The organism is Pseudomonas sp. A125, from assembly GCF_055409485.1.
In genome coordinates this window covers 160,383-177,604 of record NZ_JBUZVP010000004.1, presented here as the reverse complement: position 1 = coordinate 177,604, position 17,222 = coordinate 160,383, and the positions used below count along the sequence as shown (strand labels likewise).

Here is a 17,222-nt window from a genome sequence, read left to right as displayed (position 1 = left end):
TTTAGTTAGCTGGCAAAAAAACGCCCCCGACCGCAAGGTCGGGGGCGTTTTTGTTTGTCTGGGGTTTGTGTGGTGATTGTCCCGGCCCCATCGCAGGCAAGCCAGCTCCCACATTTGGAACGCATTTCAAATGTGGGAGCTGGCTTGCCTGCGATAGCTATCTGCAAGGCAACAGAAAATTAGAATTTGTCGAGCGTCCGATGATTAGTCTCGCGCACCACTTCCTTCGGCTTATAGGCGCAATACCCCGGCCGCGGTCCGATTTTTGGGTGATTGCGGCAAGTATCCGGGCGCTTGTCATAAATAGTGCAGAAACGGCTCTTACGATCCAGGTACAGGCAGTCGTTGTTGCTCATGCGCTGCAGGGTAAAGATCTCGGATTTGGCGTTGAAGCGCTCCACGATGCCTTCTTTCTGCAAGCGCTTGGCGATGTTCTTCGGCGGGTCGCCACGCTCGAACTCATCGACGATGCCGATGCGGATCAGGTCCTTGATCTTCACCTCAACCGGCAGGGTGCAGCAGCTCGACACGCAGCCGCCACACATATGGCTTGAGTATTTCTGCCAAGTCTCGAGACGGTCGAGTTCCGCGGCGGCGATCAGTTGAGGCTTCATCAGGTTTCCAAGAGGGGTGTTATCCGGCGCGGGATCATACCGGAGTTGGTGTTTTTTTGAACAATATCTTGCGGGTTTCAGCTCGAAGGCTACCCCGGGCCACAAACGGGCACGGCCCCTGCATCTATTTCACGTAAAGGTGAATGAGTTAAAAAACTGCCGAACCAGAGCGTCTACCGTCTGTCAGACCGTCTAGGCTCTAGCAACTCCTTCTATCTCGCCCGAGGTCGCATCGATGTCTCAGGAACCGCTTGTACGAGAAGCAGAGGTAGCCGCATTTCGCGATGCCGTCTTGACCAAACTTACCTACGCGGTGGGCAAGGACCCCGACCACGCCTTCGACCACGACTGGTTCGAGGCCATCGCACTGGCCGCCCGCGACCATATGGTCGACCACTGGATGGACCACACCCGGCACATCTACCGCAAGGGACAGAAGCGGGTCTATTACCTCTCGCTGGAATTCCTGATCGGCCGGCTGCTCTACGACAGCCTGAGCAACCTCGGCCTGTTGGACGTGGCCCGTGAGGCCATGAGCGAGCTGGGTGTGGACATGGAGCGCATTCGCCTGCTGGAGCCCGACGCGGCCCTGGGCAACGGTGGCCTTGGGCGCCTGGCAGCGTGCTTCATGGAAAGCATGTCGACCCTGGGCATTGCCGGCCACGGCTATGGCATTCGTTATGAACACGGTCTGTTCCGCCAGGCGATTGTCGATGGCTGGCAGCAGGAGCAAACCGAACGCTGGCTGGATTTCGGCAACCCGTGGGAGTTCGAGCGGGCTGAAGTGATCTACCCGATCGGTTTTGGCGGCAGCGTGGAAACCCTGCCGGACGCTTCCGGCAAATTGATTCAAGTCTGGACACCTATCGAAACCGTGCGTGCCGTGGCCTACGACACCCCGGTAGTCGGCTGGCGTGGCGCCAGCGTCAACACCTTGCGCCTGTGGCGTGCCCGGGCCGTGGAAGACCTGCACCTGGAACGCTTCAATGCCGGTGACCACCTGGGCGCCGTTGCCGAAGTGGCCCGCGCCGAAAGCATTTCGCGAGTGCTTTACCCGGCCGACAGCACCGAAGCAGGGCAGGAACTGCGCCTGCGCCAGGAATACTTCTTCGTTTCCGCCTCGCTGCAGGACTTGCTGCGTCGCCACAAGAACATGCACGGCTCGGTACTGAGCCTGGGCGAACATGCGGCCATCCAGCTCAACGACACGCACCCCTCGATCGCGGTGGCCGAGTTGATGCGCCAGTTGGTCGACCTGCATGACATCCCGTGGGAAGCCGCCTGGGACGTGACTGTCGAAACCCTGTCGTACACCAACCACACCTTGCTCCCGGAAGCGTTGGAAACATGGCCGGTCGGCTTGATGGAACGCATGCTGCCGCGCCACATGCAGATCATCTACCTGATCAACGCCCAGCATATCGACTCGCTGCGGGCCAAGGGCATCCACGACTTCGACGTGCTACGCGCCGTGTCGCTGATCGAGGAAGACAACGGCCGCCGCGTACGCATGGGTAACCTGGCGTTCCTGGGGTCCCACAGCGTCAACGGCGTGTCGGGCCTGCACACTCAGTTGATGCGCAGCACGGTGTTTTCCGAACTGCACAAGCTCTACCCGGACCGCATCAATAACAAAACCAACGGCATCACCTTCCGCCGCTGGCTGTACCAGGCCAACCCCAAGCTCACCGCGATGCTGGTGGAAGCGCTGGGCCCGGACATTCTCGACAACACCGAAACCCGCCTGGTGGAGCTGGAACCCTTTGCCGAGAAGCAAGCGTTCCGCAAAGCCTTCGCCGAACAGCGTTTGCACAGCAAGCGGGCGCTGGCCGATATCATTCACGAGCGCTTGGGGATTTCGGTCAACCCGGCGGCGATGTTCGATGTGCAGGTCAAGCGGATCCACGAGTACAAGCGCCAACTGTTGAACCTGCTGCACACCGTCGCGCTGTACCAGGCGATCCGTGCCGAGCCGGGAACCGACTGGGTACCTCGGGTGAAGATCTTCGCCGGCAAGGCGGCTGCCAGCTATCACCAGGCCAAGCTGATCATCAAACTGACCAACGACATCGCCCGTACCGTCAACAACGACCCCACTGTGCGTGGTTTACTCAAGGTAGTGTTCCTGCCCAACTACAACGTCAGCCTGGCGGAAAGCATCATTCCGGCGGCCGATCTGTCGGAGCAGATTTCCACTGCCGGCTTTGAGGCTTCGGGCACCAGCAACATGAAGTTCGGCCTCAATGGTGCGCTGACCATCGGCACCATGGACGGCGCCAACGTCGAGATGCACGAGCGGGTGGGCGCTGATCACATGTTCATCTTCGGTCTCAGCGCCCAGCAGGTCGAAGCGCGCAAACACGCGGGTGAGTTCAATGCCGGGCCGGACATCGCGGCGTCCCATCGCTTGAACGATGTGCTGCAAGCGATTCGCGGCGGGGTGTTCTCGCCGGATGATCCGGGCCGCTATGCCGGCCTGGTGGACTCGTTGATCGACTACGACCGCTTTCTGGTCTGTGCCGACTTCGATTCCTATTGGGATGCCCAGGCGCGGGTCGAGGCTCACTGGCACGACTCCAAGGAGTGGTGGCGCTCGGCGGTGCTCAATACCGCGCGCATGGGTTGGTTCTCGTCGGACCGGACCATCCGGGAGTACGCGACAGAGATCTGGAAAGCGTTGGATTAGACACCGCAGATCCCGCTGCTTTGTGTGGGAGCTGGGCTTGCCTGCGATAGCATCACCCCGGTGTTACCGAGAAACCGCGGAGATTGCATCGCGGGCAAGCCCACATTTGGGTTGTGTCGATATACTAAGCCTCGGTTTGCCCGCGTCGGGTTGCTTAGGGATATCGACCATGCAATGGATTTTCATGCTGATTGGCCTGGTGCTCGGCTGGACACTCGATGAGTCGTTCAGTGATGCGGGCATAGGTGCGCTGCTGGGTTTGGGCATTGGCCAGGCGATTCGCCTGTCGATGCTAGCCTCGCGTACGGATGAGCAGGCCCGTCAACTGGAGTCCGCCAGGGGCGCCCTGAAGCTGGTCGAGCAACGCCTGGCCTTGCTGGAAAGGCCTGCCGCTGTTGAAACCGCCGAACCCATCGTCGTCGAAGAACCGGTACCGGCGCCGCCCGAACTCGTCTGGGAATTGCCCGCCGAACTGCAAACGGCCTACGTCATGGTCGCCACCGAAACCAGCCAGCCGTTGCCGGCTGACGCCTGGAGAGTTGAGCCAAGCCTCCCCGGGCAACCTGCCGCGCCTGCGGTACCTCGCGGCCCCAACGTCATAGAACGCGCCATCAGCGGTGCTCGCAATTGGCTGTTCGGCGGCAACACTGTGCTGCGGGTCGGCGTGGTGCTGTTGTTCCTCGGCCTGGCGTTTCTGCTGCGCTATGCCACTGAAGGCATGGTGGTGCCGATCGAGCTGCGTTACGCCGGTGTTGCCGGCTGTGCACTGGCCTTGCTGGGACTGGGTTGGTGGCTGCGGCTGCGCAACAGCAATTACGGGTTGATGCTGCAAGGCACCGGCATAGCCGTGCTGTACCTGACGGTGTTCGCTGCGATGCGCCTGCACCCGCTGCTCGATCCTGGCGCGGCCCTCGGCTTGCTGGTGGCGGTCACGGTGTTCTCGGCGATCCTGGCAATTACCCAGGACGCCCTCGGCCTGGCTTGCGCCGCCGCACTCGGAGGTTTTGCCGCACCGATCCTCACATCTACCGGCGCCGGCAACCATGTGGCGCTGTTCAGTTACTTTGCGCTGCTTAACGCCGGCATCCTCGCCATCGCCTGGTTCAAGGCCTGGCGCCTGCTCAATTTGATCGGCTTTGTCGGCACCTTCGGCATCGGCTTCGCGTGGGGCATGCGCTCCTATACGCCGGAGCTGTTGTGGAGCACCGAGCCGTTCCTGATTGTGTTTTTCCTGATGTACCTGGGCATCGGCCTGCTGTTCGCCCGGCGCAAGTTGCTGGAGATGCGCGACGCGCCGGACGATGACAGCCGTGGCGCGTTGCTGCGCTGGTCGGCGGCCAAGGGCGACTATGTGGACGGCAGCATGCTGTTTGGTCCGCCGCTGGTGGGCTTCGGGCTGCAGTTTGCGCTGGTGCAGCACCTGGCGTTTGCCGCTGCATTCAGTGCACTGGCCCTGGGCATTATCTACATGGGCCTGGCCCGTTTGTTGAGTGGCGGGCGCGCTTTGCTGCTGGCGGAAACCTGCCTGGCACTGAGCGTGATCTTTGCCAGCCTGGCGATTCCCTTGGGCCTCGACGCGCGCTGGACTGCGGCGGCCTGGGCGGTGGAGGGCGCCGGGATCTTCTGGCTCGGCTTGCGCCAACAGCGGCCATTGGCACGGGCGTTTGGCTTGCTGTTGCAAGTGGGCTCGGCGCTGGCGTTCCTCAGCGAATTAGCGGTTGGTGACACCAGCCTGTTGGACGGCGCGCCGTTGGGTGCATTGTTGCTGGGCGCCGCATTGCTGTTCAGTTTCTACCAGTTACGCAACGCCCCGGATGAGCACGCTGCGCAGTGGGAGCGTCGTGGCTTGCCGGTGTTGGCCAGTGTCGGCCTGGTTTTTTTGTACCTGCTGGCGCCGTTGCTGTTGTTGACCCAAGGCACCGCGATCAGTTGGGCGATTGCGGGCCTGGCCACTTTGCTGGTCGGCCTGCGCATCGGCTCGCGCACGTTCCTCTTCACCGCGTTTGCCGTACAACTGCTGGGCGGGGCGCTGTTCCTGCTGCGCTTGCAGACGGGCGCCGACTCGGGCGCCGTGTTCAGTGCCGGTTGGAGCGGCTTGCTCACCGCCTCGCTGATTGGCCTGGCGTTGATCGGCGGCATGCTGCTGGCAGCGCGCGACACGATGGTGCGCAGCGACGTGCGGTTGTTGCGTGGCCTGTCAGTGGTGCTGTTGGCCGGGCTGGTGCTGATCAACCTCGCGGTGCTGTTCGTACTGCCGTGGCAAACTGCCAGCGGCGTGTGGGCGGCCAGTGGTTTGTTGATCATCTGGCTGAGTCTTTACCTGCAACAGCGCGTGAGTTTCGTGTTCGGGTTGCTGCTGCAAGTGATCGGTGGTGCTTCGTTCCTGATCGCGGTGCCTGACTTGCTCGGGCCGCTGACCAGCGAGGGTTTGCGTCCCCTTGGCCATAGCGGTTTCTGGACGCCGATGGTGCTTGGGCTGGCGGCGTTGGTCGGTGCGTGGCGTTTGCAACGTCGCGCCCATGCGCCGGCGTTCGAGACGCTGAGTTTGCAGCGCTTGTCCGACGTGCTGCTGGTGTGGGGCGCGGGCTGGTGGACGTTGGCGTTGGTCAGTGAAGTACTGCGCTTTGCGCCACCGTTGCTGCAAGGCACGTGGTTGTTGGCGGTGGCGGCGGTGAGTGTGGCGATCTGGGCGCTGCTGGCCCTGCGGCTGCAGTGGGCGTCGCTGGGCTTGTTGTGCACGCTTTTGATGCCGGCGGCGGGCGTGGTGCTGCTGGGCGCGTGGAGCTCGCGTTATCACCCGGCGGCGAATTTCGCCTGGTTGGCGTGGGCGGCGGTGTTTGCGGTGCACTTCGTGTCGCTGCGGCGCCTGGCTCTGGTCATCCCGGAAAAAGCTCTGGGCGCTGCGCACGTGCTCGGCTGCTGGCTGCTGATCGGCGTGCTGGCGCTGGAACTGCGCTACGGCCTGTTGCTGCTGTCTGAGGAATACAACGCATGGCGCTGGCTGGGCTGGGCAATTCTGCCGAGCCTGTACCTGGTGCTGGCCGCTGCGCCGCGCAGTTGGCCATGGCCGGTGTCGGCCTACCCGCGCGAGTACCGGTTGTATGCCGCGTTGCCTTTGGCAGTGCTGATGCTCGGCTGGTTCTGGCTGGCGAATACCTTCAGTGACGGCACCGCCGAGCCGCTGCCGTATGTGCCGCTGCTTAATCCGCTGGATCTAGGATTGTTGTTTGCGCTGCTGGGCGTGTACCTGTGGTCCCGTAGCGCTGCACCGCAACGCGGGCCGCGTGCCGAGATGATCGCCCAGGCTGTCGCGGGTGTTTCGCTGTTCGCCTTCTTCACCGCGTTGGTGATGCGCGCGGCTCACCATTGGGGCGGCGTGCCGTTTCATCTGGATGCGCTGTTGGAGTCGATGCTGGTGCAGGCCGGACTGTCGATCGTCTGGACCCTGATTGCCCTGAGCCTGATGATCGGCGGCCATCTGCGTCATCGGCGCGAGGTGTGGCTGATCGGTGCGGCGCTGATTGCGGTGGTGGTCGCCAAATTGTTCTTCGTCGAATTGAGCAACCGTGGCGGGCTGGCGCGGATCGTATCGTTTATCGGTGTGGGCGGGCTATTGCTGGTGGTGGGCTATTTCGCCCCGCTGCCGCCCAAGCGCGCCGAGCCAGTGGTTGAAACTGAAGGAGTGGCCTCTTGATGGGCAAGCTGAGTGTGGCGCTGTTGGGGTTGTGCACAACGTTATCGGCCTGGGCCCAGGAAACGCCCGCCGATTTCAGCACGCGAGTGCCGCTGACGGTCAGCGGCGAAGGCCCGTGGTACCGCCTGGAGCTGCCGCTGGCGGTGCAATTGAGCGCCCGTCAGGCCGACCTGAGTGATGTGCGGGTGTTCAACGCAGCCGGCGAGCCGCAGGCCTACGCGCTGGCACGGCAGTCGGCGCAAAGCACTGAAAGCCGCAGCCTGGCCAACGTGAAATGGTTCCCGCTGTACGCTGCCGCCGACTCCACTGAAGCCGTGCCCAGCGTGCGTGTGCAATCCACCTCAACCGGCACGCTGGTGCAGGTGCAGCCACCAAGCCAACTGGAGGCGGGCGAAGAAGTACTGCGCGGTTGGCTGCTCGATGCGAGTGCGATCAAGGCGCCATTGCAGCAACTGATCCTCGACTGGACCAGCGAGCGCGACGGCTTCCAGCGTTTCAGTATCGAAGCCAGCGACGACTTGCAGCACTGGCGTTCGTGGGGCGAGGGGCAGGTGGCACGGTTGTCGTTTGCCGACGAGCGCGTCGAGCAGCATGAAGTGAGTTTGCCGGGGCAATCGGCGCGTTATCTGCGCCTGCTCTGGAAAGGCCAGGCAGCACCGGCGTTGACGTCGGCGCAGTTGGAAAGTGTCAGCGCCCATAGCTTGCCAGCGCCGTTGGTGTGGTCGCAGCCACTCTCGGGTAGCCGTCTCAAGGCGGGCGAATACAGCTGGCAGTTGCCCAACGCGCTGAACGTCGAACGTCTGCGCATCGACCTGAGCCAACCCAACAGCCTGGCGCCGGTCACCTTGTCGGGCCGCCGGGAGAGCAATCAGGCCTGGCAGCCCTTGAGCAGTGGTTTGCTCTACCGGCTGACGCAAAACGGCCAGGACGTTTTACAGAACGAATTGCAGTTGCCGGGCCAGGCGGTTGCCCAGCTCAAGCTCGACGTGGACGAACGCGGCGGCGGCATGGGTGTGGAGGCGCCGACCTTGAGCTTCGCAGTGCGCGCCACACAATTGGTGTTCCTGGCGCGGGGTGAGCCACCGTTCACGTTGGCGCTGGGCAATCCGTCGGTGAAAGGCGCGAACTTGCCGCTGTCGACGCTGATCCCGGATTACAGCGCCGAACACCTTGCCGGGCTTGGGCAGGCCAAGGTGGCGGGCGAGGCGGTGGTGACTTCGCCCGCGGTTGCGGCCCCGGTTGAGGCCGGGCCGAACTGGAAAAAACTCGGTCTTTGGGCCGTGCTGCTGCTCGGTGTGGCGGCGCTCGGAGCCATGGCCTACAGTTTGCTGCGCAAGCCGCCGGTGGCACGTTAAATAATGTCCATGAACTCTATTGGGTTTAAATCCTCTGATAGGAGGAAATACGCCCCGACTCGCGTTAAACTGCGCGGGTTTTTAGCCCCCCATTTCCGGAGCCTTCCATGTCCCGCGTTACCCTGAGTCGCTATTTGATCGAGCAGACCCGCAGCAACAACACGCCTGCCGATCTGCGCTTCCTTATCGAGGTGGTGGCGCGTGCTTGCAAGGAAATCAGCCACGCCGTCTCCAAAGGCGCGCTGGGCGGTGTCCTGGGCAGCATGGGCACTGAAAACGTACAAGGCGAAGTGCAGAAGAAGCTCGACGTGATTTCCAACGAAATCCTGCTCGAGGCCAACGAGTGGGGCGGTCACCTGGCCGGCATGGCGTCCGAAGAAATGGACAACGCCTACCAGATCCCGGGCAAATACCCTAAAGGCGCGTACCTCTTGGTATTCGACCCGTTGGACGGCTCGTCCAACATCGACATCAACGCGCCGGTCGGCACCATCTTCTCGGTACTGCGTTGCCCGAACGAATACCTGAGCCAGAACGAAGCGCTGAACGAGAAAGCCTTCCTGCAGCCAGGCACCGAGCAGGTGGCTGCCGGTTACGCAATCTACGGCCCGCAGACCATGCTGGTACTGACCTTGGGCGACGGCGTCAAAGGCTTCACCCTGGACCGTGAAATGGGCAGCTTCGTGCTCACCCACGAAGACATCACCATTCCGGCGTCGACCCAGGAATTTGCGATCAACATGTCCAACCAGCGTCACTGGGAAGCTCCGGTAAAGCGTTACGTGAACGAGTTGATGGAAGGCGAAGAAGGCCCGTTGAAGAAGAACTTCAACATGCGCTGGGTGGCTGCGATGGTTGCCGACGTGCACCGCATCCTGACCCGTGGTGGCCTGTTCATGTACCCACGTGACAGCCGCGAGCCGTCCAAGCCGGGCAAACTGCGCCTGATGTACGAGGCCAACCCGATGTCGTTCCTGGTCGAGCAGGCGGGCGGTGCGTCCACCGACGGCCACCAGCGCATCCTCGACATCCAGCCTGAAGGCCTGCACCAGCGTGTGGCGGTGTTCCTGGGTTCGAAGGAAGAAGTTGAGCGTGTGACCGGCTACCACAAGGCGTAAGTCCTTGCGGCAAGCATAGGCTTTGTGGGGTGGGCGGGCTTGCCCCGCGCTGGGTGCGTAGCAGCCCTGAACCTGACACTTCGTTTTTCCTGACACGAAGCAGTGCCCTTTATCGGGGGCTGCTTCGCAGCCCAGCGCGGGGCAAGCCCGCTCACCACAAGGGGCTTTTTTGTTTTCGCTCGTCGGGAACCAGACACCTCTTTTCCCTTCTAAGCTTCTGGCAGACCCCCAAGCTGCTTCGTCTCTCCAGGAGTTTTTCCATGTCGTTACGCCGTCTCGCCCTGTTGTCGTTTTGCGTGCTTCTGGCCGCTTGCAGCAAGGTCACTCAAGAAAATTACGCAAAATTGTCGGCCGGCATGGCCAAGGCCGAGGTGGAGTCGTTGTTGGGCAAGCCGACTGATTGTTCTGGCGCGCTGGGTATGTCCAGTTGCACCTGGGGCGATAAAAACAGCTTTATCAGCGTGCAATATGCCGGTGACAAAGTACTGATTTTTTCCGGGCAAGGCCTGAAGTAAACCGGGGCGCAAGCCTGCGGGAGAAAAACAACATGATGCGTTTCGTTCTATACCTCTGCGCCAGCCTGTTTTTGGCGGGCTGCGCCAGCCATTCTGGCGATGATCTGCAACCCAAGACTGTTGGCAGCGTCAACCTCAAGCGTTACCAGGGCACCTGGTATGAGTTGGCCCGGTTGCCGATGTACTTCCAGCGAAATTGCGCGCAGTCCGAGGCCCGTTACACGCTGTTGCCCGAAGGCAATATGTCGGTGTTCAACCGCTGCCTGACGCCGCAGTGGAAGTGGGAAGAAGCCAAGGGCACGGCAACGCCGCAAGTCGCTGGTAAGACCGACAAGCTCTGGGTGGAATTCAATAACTGGTTCACCGCGCTGTTGCCGGGCGTGGCCAAGGGCGATTACTGGGTGTTGTACGTCAGCGATGACTACAAGACCGCCGTTGTCGGTAGCCCCAGCCGACGCTACATGTGGTTGTTGTCCCGCACGCCGACAGTCAGCGCCGACACGCGCGAAGACCTGTTGAGCAGGGCGCGGCAACAAGGGTATGACACCACTCGGTTGATCTGGCGGACATCGGACAAGCAGATGGCAAAGACTTCGCAGTAACTGAAGAGCGCTACCATTCCAATGTGGGAGTTGGTTTGCCTGCGATAGCGGTGTTGGATTCACCATCGCTATCGCAGGCAAGCCAGCTCCCACTTTGGTTATGGGTTGTCTGTCAGCCCAGCAAATCCCGCAAGACCTGGGTAAACGCCCGGCTGCTGTCTTCCTCGGCGGCGTGATGCCCGTCGCGAATCACCCACTGGCCGTTGACCAACACGTCGCGTACCTGGCGATCACCACCGGCAAACAGCCAGCGATTGAGAATTCCGTCTTCGCTCGCCGTTGCCAGGTACGGATCGTTGCCGTCCAGCACCAGCCAGTCTGCACGCTTGCCGACCTCCAGGCGGCCAATCGGCTGCCCCAGCGCTTCGGCGCCGCCGTCCAGCGCGGCATCGAACAGCGTACGGCCGACCATCGGCTGATCGCTGCGATACAGCCGGTTGCGCCGCTGGTCCCGCAGCCGCTGGCCATATTCCAGCCAGCGCAACTCTTCCACCACGCTCAACGATACGTGGCTGTCAGAACCAATCCCCATGCGCCCGCCCTGCGCCAGGAAGTCCACCGCCGGGAAGATCCCGTCGCCCAGGTTGGCTTCGGTGGTCAGGCACAGCCCGGCGATCGCCCGGCTCCTGGCCATCAACGTCACTTCATCCGGATTGGCGTGAGTCGCATGCACCAGGCACCAGCGTTGATCCACTTCAACATTGTCATACAGCCATTGCAGCGGACGCTTGCCGCTCCAGGCCAAACAGTCGTCGACTTCCTTCTGTTGCTCGGCGATGTGGATATGCACCGGGCACGCCTTGTCGCTGGCGGCCAGTACCTCGCTGATCTGCTGCGGTGTGACGGCGCGCAGCGAGTGAAAGCACACGCCCAACCGCTGCGCCGGTTGCGCGGCCAGAATCGGTTGCAGGCGTGATTGCAGGTTCAGGTAGTTCTCGGTGCTGTTGATAAAGCGGCGCTGGCCTTCGTTGGGTGCCTGGCCGCCGAACCCGGAATGGCTGTACAGCACTGGCAGCAAGGTCAGGCCGATACCGCTGCTGGCGGCCGCCTGGCTGATTTGCCGCGACAGCTCCGCCGGGTCGGAATAGGGCTGGCCGCTGACGTCGTGGTGCACGTAATGAAATTCGGCCACCGAGGTGTAGCCGGCCTTGAGCATTTCGATGTACAGCTGGCGCGCGATGATCTGCAACTGGTCGGGGCTGATCTTGCCGACCATCCGATACATCAAGTCACGCCAGGTCCAGAAGCTGTCATTCGGGTTGCCGGCCACTTCCGCCAGCCCGGCCATCGCCCGCTGGAACGCATGGGAATGCAGGTTCGGCATACCGGCCAGCACCGGGCCCCTGAGCCGTTCGGCGCCGTCTGCACTGGCATTGGGCTCAACCTTGGTCAGCAGGCCATCGGCGCTGACTTCAAGACGTACATCATTGGCCCATCCATTAGGCAGCAGCGCGCGTTCGGCAAAGAAAGCGGACATGATTCAGGCACCCCGGTCGTGTGTTTATTTGTATATACATATACAGACGTTTGCCTGCTCGGTAAACTCCGGCAAGCTATGCTTCTTTTTCACCTGCAAGGATTTCCTGTGCCGACTCCGCCCGCCAAGTCTTCACTGGCTGCCCACATGGACGAAAGTCCGGCGCCCTTGTATGCCCGTGTCAAACAAATGATCAGCCAGCAGATTCTCAACGGCAACTGGCCGCCTCATTACCGCGTGCCGTCAGAAAGCGAACTGGTCAACCAACTCGGCTTCAGCCGCATGACCATCAACCGCGCCCTGCGTGAGTTGACCGCCGAAGGCCTGCTGGTACGCATGCAAGGCGTGGGCACGTTCGTCGCCGAGCCCAAGAGCCAGTCGGCCCTGTTTGAAGTGCACAACATTGCCGATGAGATCGCCTCCCGCGGTCATCGCCATACGTGCAAAGTCATTACCCTCGGCGAAGAAGCCGCCGGTTCCGAGCGCGCCGTTGCCCTCGAAATGCGCGAGGGCGGGCGGGTGTTCCACTCGCTGATCGTGCACTACGAAAACGACATCCCGGTGCAAATCGAAGACCGCTTCGTCAACGCCCTGGTAGCCCCGGAATACCTGCAGCAGGACTTCACCCAGCAAACGCCCTATGCCTACCTCAACCAAGTGGCACCGCTGACCGAAGGCGAGCACGTGGTGGAGGCGATCCTGGCCGACGCCGATGAATGCAAGTTGCTGCAAATCGAAACCAGCGAGCCGTGCCTGCTGATTCGCCGCCGCACCTGGTCTGGCCGCCAGCCGGTCACGGCGGCGCGATTGATCCACCCCGGTTCCCGTCATAGCCTGGAAGGACGTTTCAGTAAATGAGTTCGATGACAGTCTGGCGCGCCGCCGATTACGTGAGCATGCCGTGGAAAAACGGCGGCGGCAGCACCGAAGAAATTACCCGTGACGCAGGCACTGGCATGGACGGTTTCGGCTGGCGCCTGTCGATAGCAGACATCGCCGAGTCGGGCGGGTTTTCGACCTTCGCCGGTTATCAGCGTGTGATCACCGTGATCAAGGGCGCGGGCATGGTCCTGACCGTGGATGGTGAGGAACAGCGCGGGTTGTTGCCGTTGCAGCCATTCGCGTTCTGCGGTGAAAGCGAGGTTTCATGCCGTTTGATCACCGGGCCGATTCGCGATTTCAACCTGATCTATTCGCCCGAGCGCTACCAGGTGCGTTTTCAATGGATAGACGGTGAGCAGCGGTTTTTCACCACGGCGCCGACGGTGCTGGTGTTCAGCGTGGCGGACGAAGTGAAGGTGCTGGACCAGAAGCTGGGGCACCATGATTGCCTGCAAGTGGACGGTAACACTGGCTTGCTGGACATCGCTGTCAGCGGCCGCAGTTGCATTATCGAACTGACCGCACGCGGTTAAAAACTGTGGGAGCTGGCTTGCCTGCGATAGCGGTGTATCAGTATCACAGGTGCTGACTGACACATTGCGATCGCAGGCAAGCCAGCTCCCACAGTTGTTTCTGTGGTGCCCATGGATACTGTTTCCAGCCCCCGCACCAATTTGTTACCGAACGCCCCAGCTTGGCGCAACGCCTCGCTGTCGTGAACAATCTTGCGTTCCAAAAAACTCCCCTGCAAAAAATTTCACCCAGCCCCCAAGCCTTAATTTTCAAGGCTTTCACGCACCTCCTCAAAAAATCTCAACGGCTCACCCAGCAAGTTGGCCGCTTGATTGCATATGCTTGTATGTACAAGTAAAGATGTGTGCGTAAGAGTCCATGGACATCCTCTTCGCACCAATCATGTTCGCGCATTGATCGTTGAGGAATTTTTTGTGACCAAGCCTACCAAGTACCGTGACGTTGAAATCCGTGCCGCACGCGGCAATACGCTGACCGCCAAAAGCTGGCTGACTGAAGCGCCGCTGCGCATGCTGATGAACAACCTCGACCCACAGGTTGCCGAAAACCCGAAAGAGCTGGTGGTGTACGGCGGCATCGGCCGTGCCGCGCGCAACTGGGAATGCTACGACCAGATCGTCGAAAGCCTGACCCACCTCAATGACGACGAAACCCTGCTGGTGCAATCCGGCAAACCCGTCGGTGTGTTCAAGACCCATAGCAACGCCCCGCGCGTGCTGATCGCCAACTCCAACCTGGTGCCGCACTGGGCCAGTTGGGAACACTTCAACGAACTCGACGCCAAAGGCCTGGCCATGTACGGCCAGATGACCGCCGGCAGCTGGATCTACATCGGCAGCCAGGGCATCGTGCAGGGCACCTACGAAACCTTCGTCGAAGCCGGTCGCCAGCACTACAACGATGACCTCAAGGGCCGTTGGGTGCTGACCGCCGGCCTGGGCGGCATGGGCGGCGCACAGCCACTGGCCGCGACCCTGGCCGGTGCCTGCTCGCTGAACATCGAATGCCAGCAGGTCAGCATCGACTTCCGCCTGAGCAGCCGCTACGTCGATGAGCAAGCCACCGACCTTGACGACGCCCTGGCGCGCATCGACAAATACACCAAGGCTGGCCAGGCGATCTCCATCGCGCTGCTGGGCAACGCGGCTGAAATCCTCCCGGAACTGGTCAAGCGTGGCGTGCGCCCCGACATGGTCACCGACCAGACCAGCGCCCACGACCCGCTTAACGGCTACCTGCCCGCCGGCTGGACCTGGGACGAATACCGCGCCCGCGCCAAGACCGAACCGGCGCAAGTGATCAAGGCCGCCAAGCAATCCATGGCCGTGCACGTCCAAGCGATGTTGGACTTCCAGAAAATGGGCGTGCCGACCTTCGACTACGGCAACAACATCCGCCAGATGGCGCAAGAAGAGGGCGTAGAAAACGCCTTCGACTTCCCGGGTTTCGTACCCGCGTACATCCGCCCGCTGTTCTGCCGTGGCATCGGCCCGTTCCGGTGGGCGGCGCTGTCGGGCGACCCGCAAGACATCTACAAGACCGACGCCAAAGTCAAAGAGCTGATCCCGGATGACGCCCACCTGCACAACTGGCTGGACATGGCCCGCGAGCGCATCAGCTTCCAGGGGCTGCCGGCGCGTATCTGCTGGGTTGGCCTGGGCCAGCGCGCCAAGTTGGGCCTGGCGTTCAACGAAATGGTGCGCAGCGGCGAGCTGTCGGCACCTGTCGTGATCGGTCGCGACCACCTGGACTCCGGTTCGGTCGCCAGCCCCAACCGTGAAACCGAATCGATGCAGGACGGTTCCGACGCCGTGTCCGACTGGCCACTGCTCAACGCCTTGCTCAACACCGCCAGCGGCGCGACCTGGGTCTCCCTGCACCACGGTGGCGGCGTGGGCATGGGCTTCTCCCAGCACTCCGGCATGGTGATTGTCTGCGACGGTACCGACGAAGCAGCCGAGCGTATCGCCCGGGTATTGCACAACGACCCGGCCACTGGCGTGATGCGTCATGCCGATGCGGGCTACCAGATCGCCATCGACTGCGCCAGGGAACAGGGGCTCAATCTTCCGATGATCAAGTAAAGACTGGCTCGGTCCTGTGGGAGCCGGGCTTGCCCGCGATGCAGACGACTCGGTTTTCCAGTAAGACCGAGGTGATGCCATCGCAGGCAAGCCAGCTCCCACAGTAGAGCAATCCGCATACAAACAATCCATTAGAGGTTGAACATAAATGGCTGTAAAAGACGCTCGTGCAAGCACCACCCCGTTGATCGAAAAGCGTTCGATCGACTACATCCCGGAAGCGGAAAGACACGGCCGTCTGTTAAGTCAGTTCACCCTGTGGTTGGGTGCCAATTTGCAGATCACCGCGATTGTCACCGGGGCCCTGGCCGTGGTGCTGGGCGGTGATGTGTTCTGGTCGTTGATCGGTTTGTTGATCGGTCAACTGCTGGGCGGCGGCGTCATGGCGCTGCATGCTGCGCAGGGGCCGCAACTGGGCTTGCCGCAGATGATTTCCAGCCGCGTGCAGTTTGGCGTGTATGGCGCGGTGATCCCGCTGGTGCTGGTGTGCCTGATGTATATCGGTTTCTCCGCCAGTGGTTCGCTGCTCGCAGGGCAAGCGGTGGCGCAGTTGCTCCACGTTGAAGACTGGGTCGGCATCGTGCTGTTTGCCGGGCTGATCATGCTGTTTACGATCTTCGGCTACCGCGTCATCCACGGCATTGGCCGGGTTGCCAGCGTGCTTGGGGTGGTTGCGTTCATCTACCTGTTCTACAAGCTGCTGGCCGGTAACGACGTCGGAGCGTTGCTGGGCAACAAGCACTTTTCCCTGAGCAGTTTCCTGCTGGCAATTTCCCTGTCGGCGTCCTGGCAGATTGCGTTTGGTCCCTATGTAGCGGACTACTCGCGTTATCTGCCGCGCAGCACCTCGGCGTCGAAAACTTTCTGGGCCGTGGGCCTGGGCTCGGTGATCGGCGCGCAGGCGTCGATGGTGTTTGGTGTGTTTGCGGCGGCCCTGGCCGGTTCGCAATTCGCTCACCACGAAGTGTCGTTTATCGTCGGCCTGGGTGGCACCGGGATCGTCGCGGCGCTGCTGTATTTCAGCATCGCCTTCGGCAAGGTCACCGTGACCACCCTCAATGCCTACGGCAGTTTCATGTCGATCGCGACGATCATCAGTGGCTTTCGTGGCAGCCGGCACATCGGCAGTGGTACGCGGCTGCTGTACATCTTCGTGATGGTGTCGATTGCCGCCGCGCTGGCCTTGCTGGGCAAGGACTCGTTCCTCAAGGATTTCTCCGCGTTCATCCTGTTCCTGCTGGCGTTTTTCACGCCCTGGAGCGCGATCAACCTGGTGGATTTCTACTGCATCACCAAAGAGCGCTACGACATCCCGGCGTTGTCCAACCCCGACGGCCGCTACGGTCGCTGGAATCTGATGGGCATCAGCATCTACGTGTTTGGCGTGCTGATTCAGATGCCGTTCATCTCCACGCATTTCTACACCGGGCCACTGGTTGCGAGCCTGGGCGACACCGATATCTCCTGGATTATCGGGCTGGTGGTGCCGGCTGCGCTTTACTACTGGGCCGCCAAAAAGTGGCACAGCGCGATACCTGAACGACTGATCCTGCCGGTAGAGCAGGGCGCTGCACCAACGACAAACGGGCTGGTTGCACAGGCCTGATGGGACGTGGACAGGGCAGGATGCCTACTGACTGCCGTAATCCATTTCAAGATTG

At 61.6% G+C, this 17,222-nt stretch carries 12 protein-coding genes; 10 read left to right on the top strand and 2 right to left on the bottom strand.

Translation table 11 applies throughout. From position 1 onward, the window contains the following. Positions 1–179: 179 nt before the first annotated feature. Positions 180–614 (bottom strand): YkgJ family cysteine cluster protein, encoded by a 435-nt coding sequence (locus ACZRN6_RS07545; protein WP_063033501.1) that lies wholly within the window; start codon positions 612–614, stop codon positions 180–182. Between the two features lie 235 nt (positions 615–849). On the opposite strand from ACZRN6_RS07545, the gene ACZRN6_RS07540 reads away from it, so the two are divergent. The 6 genes from ACZRN6_RS07540 (at position 850) to ACZRN6_RS07515 (ending at position 10,584) form a co-directional block, all read left to right on the top strand. Continuing rightward, complete coding sequence (locus ACZRN6_RS07540; RefSeq protein WP_322142852.1) at positions 850–3,300, top strand: glycogen/starch/alpha-glucan phosphorylase; 2,451 nt, start codon at positions 850–852, stop codon at positions 3,298–3,300. Positions 3,301–3,469: 169 nt separating this feature from the next. Next, the gene (locus tag ACZRN6_RS07535; RefSeq protein WP_464007597.1) at positions 3,470–6,994 is read left to right on the top strand and encodes a DUF2339 domain-containing protein; all 3,525 of its coding nucleotides are present in this window, start codon (positions 3,470–3,472) and stop codon (positions 6,992–6,994) included. After that, positions 6,994–8,349 carry a DUF3999 domain-containing protein gene (locus tag ACZRN6_RS07530; protein ID WP_464007596.1) on the top strand — a complete coding sequence of 452 codons (1,356 nt, stop codon included), beginning with the start codon at positions 6,994–6,996 and terminating at the stop codon, positions 8,347–8,349. Before ACZRN6_RS07535 ends, ACZRN6_RS07530 begins: the two co-directional genes overlap by 1 nt. Positions 8,350–8,456: 107 nt before the next feature. Further along, positions 8,457–9,467 carry a class 1 fructose-bisphosphatase gene (locus ACZRN6_RS07525; RefSeq protein ID WP_322142855.1) on the top strand — a complete coding sequence of 337 codons (1,011 nt, stop codon included), beginning with the start codon at positions 8,457–8,459 and terminating at the stop codon, positions 9,465–9,467. 260 nt (positions 9,468–9,727) lie between these two features. Continuing rightward, positions 9,728–9,982 carry a hypothetical protein gene (locus ACZRN6_RS07520; RefSeq protein ID WP_010169120.1) on the top strand — a complete coding sequence of 85 codons (255 nt, stop codon included), beginning with the start codon at positions 9,728–9,730 and terminating at the stop codon, positions 9,980–9,982. Positions 9,983–10,014: 32 nt separating this feature from the next. Further along, a complete protein-coding gene (locus ACZRN6_RS07515; protein ID WP_322142856.1) occupies positions 10,015–10,584 on the top strand; it encodes a lipocalin family protein in 570 nt (189 codons plus the stop codon). 112 nt (positions 10,585–10,696) lie between these two features. Here ACZRN6_RS07515 and ACZRN6_RS07510 read toward each other — a convergent pair whose 3' ends face one another. Next, positions 10,697–12,061 (bottom strand): formimidoylglutamate deiminase, encoded by a 1,365-nt coding sequence (locus ACZRN6_RS07510; protein WP_464007595.1) that lies wholly within the window; start codon positions 12,059–12,061, stop codon positions 10,697–10,699. 147 nt (positions 12,062–12,208) lie between these two features. Here ACZRN6_RS07510 and hutC point away from each other — a divergent pair, with 147 nt between their 5' ends. The 4 genes from hutC to ACZRN6_RS07490 all read left to right on the top strand — a co-directional run bounded on the left by hutC (position 12,209) and on the right by ACZRN6_RS07490 (position 17,167). Then, a complete protein-coding gene (gene hutC, locus ACZRN6_RS07505) occupies positions 12,209–12,919 on the top strand; it encodes a histidine utilization repressor (RefSeq protein WP_003217980.1) in 711 nt (236 codons plus the stop codon). Next, on the top strand, positions 12,916–13,476 hold the full coding sequence (locus tag ACZRN6_RS07500) for a HutD/Ves family protein (RefSeq protein WP_464007594.1): 561 nt from the start codon (positions 12,916–12,918) through the stop codon (positions 13,474–13,476). Before hutC ends, ACZRN6_RS07500 begins: the two co-directional genes overlap by 4 nt. Positions 13,477–13,890: 414 nt before the next feature. Further along, a complete protein-coding gene (hutU, locus tag ACZRN6_RS07495; protein WP_464007593.1) occupies positions 13,891–15,561 on the top strand; it encodes a urocanate hydratase in 1,671 nt (556 codons plus the stop codon). Between the two features lie 148 nt (positions 15,562–15,709). Continuing rightward, positions 15,710–17,167, top strand: coding sequence for a purine-cytosine permease family protein (locus ACZRN6_RS07490; RefSeq protein ID WP_322142860.1), 1,458 nt, complete (start codon positions 15,710–15,712; stop codon positions 17,165–17,167). Positions 17,168–17,222: the final 55 nt, after the last annotated feature.